Genomic DNA, 6,193 nt, shown 5'->3' on the forward strand with positions numbered 1-6,193 from the left:
CGGGCCGCCGGGGGGCATCAAATATAGAACTCGGTGACACGCATTAGGAAAACGTGCCACAATCCCGTTCCCGGTTTTTCCAATGATCGGGGAACGATGGATCATGGCACTGTCGATATCTAGGCCTATCTATGAACGCTATGAGATAGACGAAGTCGTGCCACCAGAATCGCCGATCGAGAAGCGGATGTACGATTTCCTGTCGGCCGGTATCGATATCGATTGCAAGACGGTCTTTGTCACGGCGGGGGATTGGTGGTAAGCACTCGATATTCTCGACCAAGACGCGGCACTGCTCTCGCGCCGGCGTGTCGTCATATGGGACTGTCAAAGGAATGGGGGAGTAGTGCTGAGCAAGCTATGACCGGCCGTACGTTTCAGCGGCTGGGGACTGAGGATGAAGTTGGTTTTGCGCTTGGTCGAAACTGGGATTGACGGTTCGAGCCGCAGTGTCGACGTGCTGGAGATCGTAGGTCGAAGTGATCCTGGCGACATCGCGGCTCTGGGCGTAACTCTGTCGCAAGGCAAGCAGCTTCTGGCTCTCATCCAGCAGGAAGTCGTCGCGACCCAGTGCCGGGAGCTTGCCATCTGGCGACCGAGCTGCCGGTCATGCGCGGCAGTGTGTCAGCTCAAGGACTACCGCCCGCGTCAGATCGCCACCCTGTTCGGCCAGGTCACTGTCCGCCTGCCACGCTTCCGCTGTGCCGGTTGCGGCACGAGGAAGGCCGCTGTCGACTGGCCAGCGCGCTGCCGATCGACGCCTGAGCTCGCTCAGCTCCAAGCCCACCTGTCCACCCTCATGCCCTATCGGGTTGCGGCCGGCGTGCTCGGGCACCTTCTGCCGGTCGATGCCGGGATCAGCCATGAAAGCATGCGTGGCTGCACCCTGAAGTTCGGCGAGGCGTTGCGCGACGCCGCCGCGCTCGAACCGACAGCCGCCGCCCCGGCGATCACCCTGTCGCTGGACTCGACCTTCATCCGCAGCTGCGAGGAGGGCCAGCGCCATCTCGAAGTCCGGCTCGGCAATGTCGAGGCATCCGGGGGAGCCCGGCAGGTTTTCGCCGCCGTGGCAAAGACCGACACCTCGATCGTGGCGCTGATCCAGCGCAGCCTAGCCGAGGTCGGTCAGGCACAGGAGACCGAGATCAGCGCGTTCACCGACGGCTGTTCCGAGCTGCGCTCGATCCTGGTCAATGCCGGCGTCACCGAGCCGCCGTTTCTGGACTGGTTCCACATCGCCATGCGGCTGCACCATGCCGAAAAGACAGCCGGCACTCTACCGATCGACACGCCGGAGCGGGAGCACGCCAGGGCAGTGATCGTCACGGAGGTCGACCGCTTGCACTGGCGGATCTGGAACGGCAAGGCCAAGGACGCGCAGATCACCCTTGAGCGCATCCGCGACGTCATGCCGGCCTTTCACGAAGGCGGCCGGAAAAGGGATCAGGCGTGGCGCCGATTGTGGAAGCGCTGCGCGAGATCGACCACTATCTCTCCAGTCAAAGCACTTGGCTGGTCAACTATGCCGAACGTCATCGCGCCGGTCTGCGGGTCGGCACCTCCTTGACCGAAGCAACGGCCAACTTCCTGGTCAACCGCCGCATGAACAAGTCCCAGCAGATGCGCTGGACACGACGCGGCGCTGATCTCCTGCTCCAGGTCCGCTGCGCCGTTCTCAACGGCAAACTCGGCTCCGGCTTCGGACAGCTCTTCAAAGCCAGTCCCGCCTCCGAAACGGCTATGGCTGCCTGACCCCCATTCCGTTGACGGTCCCCATGGTCAGGCGGTTACCAGCACGTTCCAGCCATCACGGATCTGTCGGAGGTGCACGACGCTGGTCTCGAGGAAAGGGGAGCTTCGCCCGCGAACTGGAATCCGCCTTTCCAAGTGACGATTACCCTATGCGGCGCACACTGGAACAGCGGAGGTGATACGAGGCAGGGCCACGCTTGAAGAAGCGCTACCCAGCCCTGCACCGGCTCATTGACGCGCTGCGCCTCAATCTCCTGTAGCAGTTCGAAGAAGTCCGGCAGCACATCGTGGAGCTGGTCTGGTAGTCCAGGCAGTGAATCGACGCGAGTCCCTCTACGGCCGACGCACTCACCGATATGGTCAAGACCAACGAGTTGGCCAGATGCCACGATAACGCCGCCCATGGTATTCGCCCAAGATGCCGGCGCGCGGTGAACGACGAAAAGGGCTCATTGGCTGAAGTGGCGATGTTACGGTACAAAAACGTTATTGGTCGAGGCCTACATGCCCGGACTCTGCCGACACAGGAAAACTGAGGCCAAGGTCGTCTGCGAGGCCATCATCATGACCGAGTTGGGCAGGCACGTCTCCTGCTGGATGGCCTGCGTTCGGCAGAATAGGGCGCATTCCGCTCGCTCCCGGATTTCTGTGTCAAACTCCCATCGAAGGATGGTTCTGTTTACATGTAAACACACGGCAGCGATAAATTAAGTTCATTTTGCAACTTCAAAGGCTTTGTTATTGCCATCAATCATGCCGCTTTCTGGCTCTTCATTCGCGGAACCATCACCTCTCATGACACGCGCAATTTCGTCGTCAATCATGCGCAATCTTTTTATCAAACGAGCTTTTTCGGTAGCTAACCGGCGAAGCCGCCATTCACGCTTGCTCTGGCTCTCGGAAGTTTCACGCAGCGATTGCTTGAAAGCGACGATCTCTCGCCGTAACACTTCAGGGTGGACCAGATGACGCTTGCGGGCAAGATCGATCTCTTCGTCACTTAAGGTAATTACCTGATATGCGGTCGCGTAACTTCCGGGAAGCTCCTCACGCCGCAGTCGCCCATCCCGTACCGCTTCATACACGGAACGCAGTTGCACAGCTACCGATCGTCCAAAGGGCAACTCGCGGCCATTGATCAAATCTTCATACTCATCCCGCCCAAGAGCTGCATGAGCTTCAGTCAACCGTTGGCCAATATGCAGGAAGCGTTTGCGGACTTCCTCCCACTGTCCCCGGATGTCAGCTACGAACTGCTGTCGCGAGTGAAGAGGAGCCAACGAGTCCAGAGCCTTTTCTACCCGGATGTCGGGCATTCTCTTGGCTTGGGCCTTGGTGATCATCGCCATCGCTTAAATCTCCATCTGGTTACGCAGATATCGCCAGACGCCGATATATTCTGCAGAGCCTTTTGCGCCGGCTACCTCAGCAACGCCCAATCCCTTCCGTCCGAGAACATGGACATCCTCGTATGTCGGGATTTCAATTGGACATAAATCGCCAGTCTCAACCAACTCATGCTTGGCAGCGAGAAAAGAATTGGCGCGCCGGTTGACCTTTGCCAGCAAGTAGGCGGCCCGTCCGCCAAGCTGACGACAAACGCCCATCCATGGCGATACGGAGTCTATATCGTCGCCGGTATGACCAACGGGTACGAGGATGAAATCAGCCGACAGGATCAGGTGCTTCATTTCATCCATGTATTCTTCGACTGATGTCGGAGTGTCGATGATCAGCAGATCCACATCGGCAACCTCCTTCATGGCGCCTGTCGCGTCGCCAATGCTCGAAGCATGGTGCTGAATAGCCGCCACCCCCTCTTCGGGGCGTTTCCCCCACCATCTGGTAAGAGTTCCCTGAGGATCGAGGTCAATTGTCGCAACACGCAAGCCGTCCTGTGCAGCCGCCACTGCGATATTGCGGGCGGTTGAAGTCTTGGATACCCCACCCTTCGGACTGGTGACGAGCAAAACCTTGAATATTTTCGATGCCTTGCTGTGTGGATGTGGGACGGCCTGTGCCTGCCGCGCGGACACGTTGGGCAGGTCACCGCGTGATTTTCGCTTTGACATTGGCTTATCACCCACCGAAGCGTCCATAACATCCCTCCAACGCTGTTGTGGGCCGTTGTACCGGATATGGCAAAGCGATGATAGCTCCGGAGGAGAAGAACGAGAAAAAGCGCCGGACCTGTGTCCGACATGCCCCGTCGTTTACATGTAAACAGTCCGAATGCTGGCCTCGGGCAGGCTGGTCAATCATCCACCACAAATCTTAAAAAAAATCTTTATTAAATACAAGATATATTTTACTTGCTTTAGTTCGCTTTTTTGTTGCGGACGGTCGGGCGGTTTTGTCTGCGATCGGCGCAGGACCAGTTACGGTAATCCAAAGCCGGTCCATTTTGTCTGCGATGGGCGCAGCTGGGCACTGGGTAGAGGCGATGCCACTGCGATATCGTCTGCGATGGGCGCAGTACGTCGTCTGATCGGCCAACTCAGTTCAAACATTCCCGCGAGTCCCGACTCAGGCCGCTGTTTCCGTCTGTGATAGGCGCAGATTTCTTGGATTGCCGCGCCTTCAGGCGTTGCACAGCACGAGCACCGCCGGTCGTTCCTGAGGGGAAGGATCGATGATCGGACATTCCGTCTGCGATGGGCGCACGAAAGTTTAGGTTTCGTCTGTGATGGGCGCACTCTCACGCTAGACATACCTCTTGAACATGTTTCACGTTAGCAATCAGAGGTTCACGGAGGCTGCTGTGTCGGATGTTATTGTTGGAAAGAAAGCAAAGACGGCCAGCCGTACTCGGCGTGCGACTGTTCCGGAAAGACGGTCCAACGTCGACTATCAGCTTCCTCTGCTGGACAGCCCGCTTCAGAGTGGTGTCCAGTCCGACCGCAAATTTTTGGCCTTTCCCTTCTTCGACCTTAGCAAGACCCCGCGACGCAAGAACCTGAAGTACCAGGAAGCGACCGGCGACGAGTCTATCGTGGTTGAGGTCAAAGCCGTCGATGGCAACGGAATCGCGACCATCTACGATCGTGATATGCTGCTGTATATCGCTTCGCTGCTTCAGCAGCGCGTCAAGACCAATCCGGAAATCGCCAACGATCACAAAAATCGGGAAAACAGGACGTTCACCTTCACCCTCAGCGATTTCTGCGAGGCGACGAGCCGCAGCCGCGGTAGCGGCTATGACCGGGTGGAAGACATCGTCGAACGGCTTCGGACGACATCGATCCGGACGACGATCAGGACGGGCGGCGAGCGGACGAGGGGCTGGTTCAACTGGCTCAGCGAAGGAACCTATGTCAAATCACGTGAAGACAGCGACGAGGGCGGCACCTTTGTCTGCGTTGTTCTCTGCGAGTGGCTGCACAAGGCTATCTTACAGGATGGCGACATGCTCGCCATACCCGACACCTATTTTTACCTGGGTCCCATTGAAAGGCGCCTCTATGACCTAGCGCATGTTCAGTGTGTCCAAGGCACACCCTGGCATACGACAATCGGGACACTGCACGGAAAGACCGGCAGCGACATGGCGGTCCGCCAGTTCAAATCATATCTGCAAAAGGTCGGCGCAACCGGCCTTCCGGAATATGAATTTGTCATTCTCAACGAGTATGAGACGAGGGAGCGGCGAGCGGCCGGCCGGCCCTCAGTCGCCAACCAGAAGGTGATCGTGCGAACCCGGACCACGCCTTTCGTCCTTGAAATGAAAGCATCAAGAAAAGGCAAGGTTCCCCGGAAGTCTGGCCAAGCTAGACCTCCGGCGCAATACGCCCAGACGGAAGCCACGCCCCTGTTCGATTACATCGAGCGATGCCCGGAACGAGGAGAATTCAGTGATGACGTAGAGTCAGAAAAGCCCGCTCTTTAGAGCGGGCTTTCCGAACGTGAGCAGCGGACGGATCCAACTACGCACAGCCTAGACAACTGAACCGTAGTCGAATCCGAAGCACCCGACAAGCGCAATCCGATTCCCGTCGGAGTTTTTGCAGTGGTGAATGCCGTCTGCCGCGGGCTTTTTCCCTCCGCAGGAGACAACATGGACGCTCAGCTAAAGGGCAGCCGTTGGGGAACCGTGTCCGCATCGGTCATGCGCCGACCGGGACTCTCCGTCGCCGCCAAGACTGTCTACGCCACTCTCTCTACTTATGCCGACCGGGCTGGCTGGATCTGGGTCCGGCAGGAAACTATAGCATTAGACTTGGAGCGCTCGCGCGCTTGGGTTCATGCCGCGATTGCCGAGCTGGAAGGGCAGGGGCTCATCCTGCATGACCGGCAGTATGTCGAGGGCCGGCAGCGGGCCAGCCGCTATCGCCTTCAGGACGGACTGCCTCGAGAGGCCCGCGAAGCGGACGGCAGGGTGTCAGAGGAAAGTGACTCCGCTGTCCAGCCCACTGACACGAGTCACTACGAAGAATCAAAAGAC

At 58.2% G+C, this 6,193-nt stretch carries 7 protein-coding genes; 5 read left to right on the top strand and 2 right to left on the bottom strand.

The annotated features are described in order from the left end of the window. The first annotated feature begins 103 nt into the window (after positions 1 to 103). The 3 genes from AC5JJ6_RS36765 (at position 104) to AC5JJ6_RS36775 (ending at position 1,752) form a co-directional block, all read left to right on the top strand. Positions 104 to 262, top strand: a complete 159-nt coding sequence (locus AC5JJ6_RS36765; RefSeq protein WP_496046784.1) for a hypothetical protein — start codon at positions 104 to 106, stop codon at positions 260 to 262. A gap of 135 nt (positions 263 to 397) precedes the next feature. After that, complete coding sequence (locus AC5JJ6_RS36770) at positions 398 to 1,567, top strand: hypothetical protein (RefSeq protein ID WP_496046785.1); 1,170 nt, start codon at positions 398 to 400, stop codon at positions 1,565 to 1,567. Next, positions 1,564 to 1,752, top strand: a complete 189-nt coding sequence (locus tag AC5JJ6_RS36775; protein WP_496046786.1) for a hypothetical protein — start codon at positions 1,564 to 1,566, stop codon at positions 1,750 to 1,752. Before AC5JJ6_RS36770 ends, AC5JJ6_RS36775 begins: the two co-directional genes overlap by 4 nt. A gap of 713 nt (positions 1,753 to 2,465) precedes the next feature. Here AC5JJ6_RS36775 and AC5JJ6_RS36780 read toward each other — a convergent pair. Both AC5JJ6_RS36780 and AC5JJ6_RS36785 read right to left on the bottom strand, forming a co-directional pair. Next, entirely contained in the window at positions 2,466 to 3,101 is a 636-nt protein-coding gene (locus AC5JJ6_RS36780; protein ID WP_496046787.1) for a hypothetical protein, read from the bottom strand. Between the two features lie 3 nt (positions 3,102 to 3,104). Beyond that, entirely contained in the window at positions 3,105 to 3,851 is a 747-nt protein-coding gene (locus tag AC5JJ6_RS36785) for a ParA family protein (RefSeq protein WP_496046788.1), read from the bottom strand. A gap of 662 nt (positions 3,852 to 4,513) precedes the next feature. On the opposite strand from AC5JJ6_RS36785, the gene AC5JJ6_RS36790 reads away from it, so the two are divergent. Together AC5JJ6_RS36790 and AC5JJ6_RS36795 are read left to right on the top strand one after the other, a co-directional pair. Further along, positions 4,514 to 5,638, top strand: coding sequence for a replication initiator protein A (locus tag AC5JJ6_RS36790; RefSeq protein WP_496046789.1), 1,125 nt, complete (start codon positions 4,514 to 4,516; stop codon positions 5,636 to 5,638). Positions 5,639 to 5,806: 168 nt separating this feature from the next. After that, the coding region (locus AC5JJ6_RS36795; protein ID WP_496046790.1) for a helix-turn-helix domain-containing protein at positions 5,807 to 6,193 on the top strand (387 nt) is incomplete at its 3' end.

Source organism: Skermanella sp., from assembly GCF_059503625.1.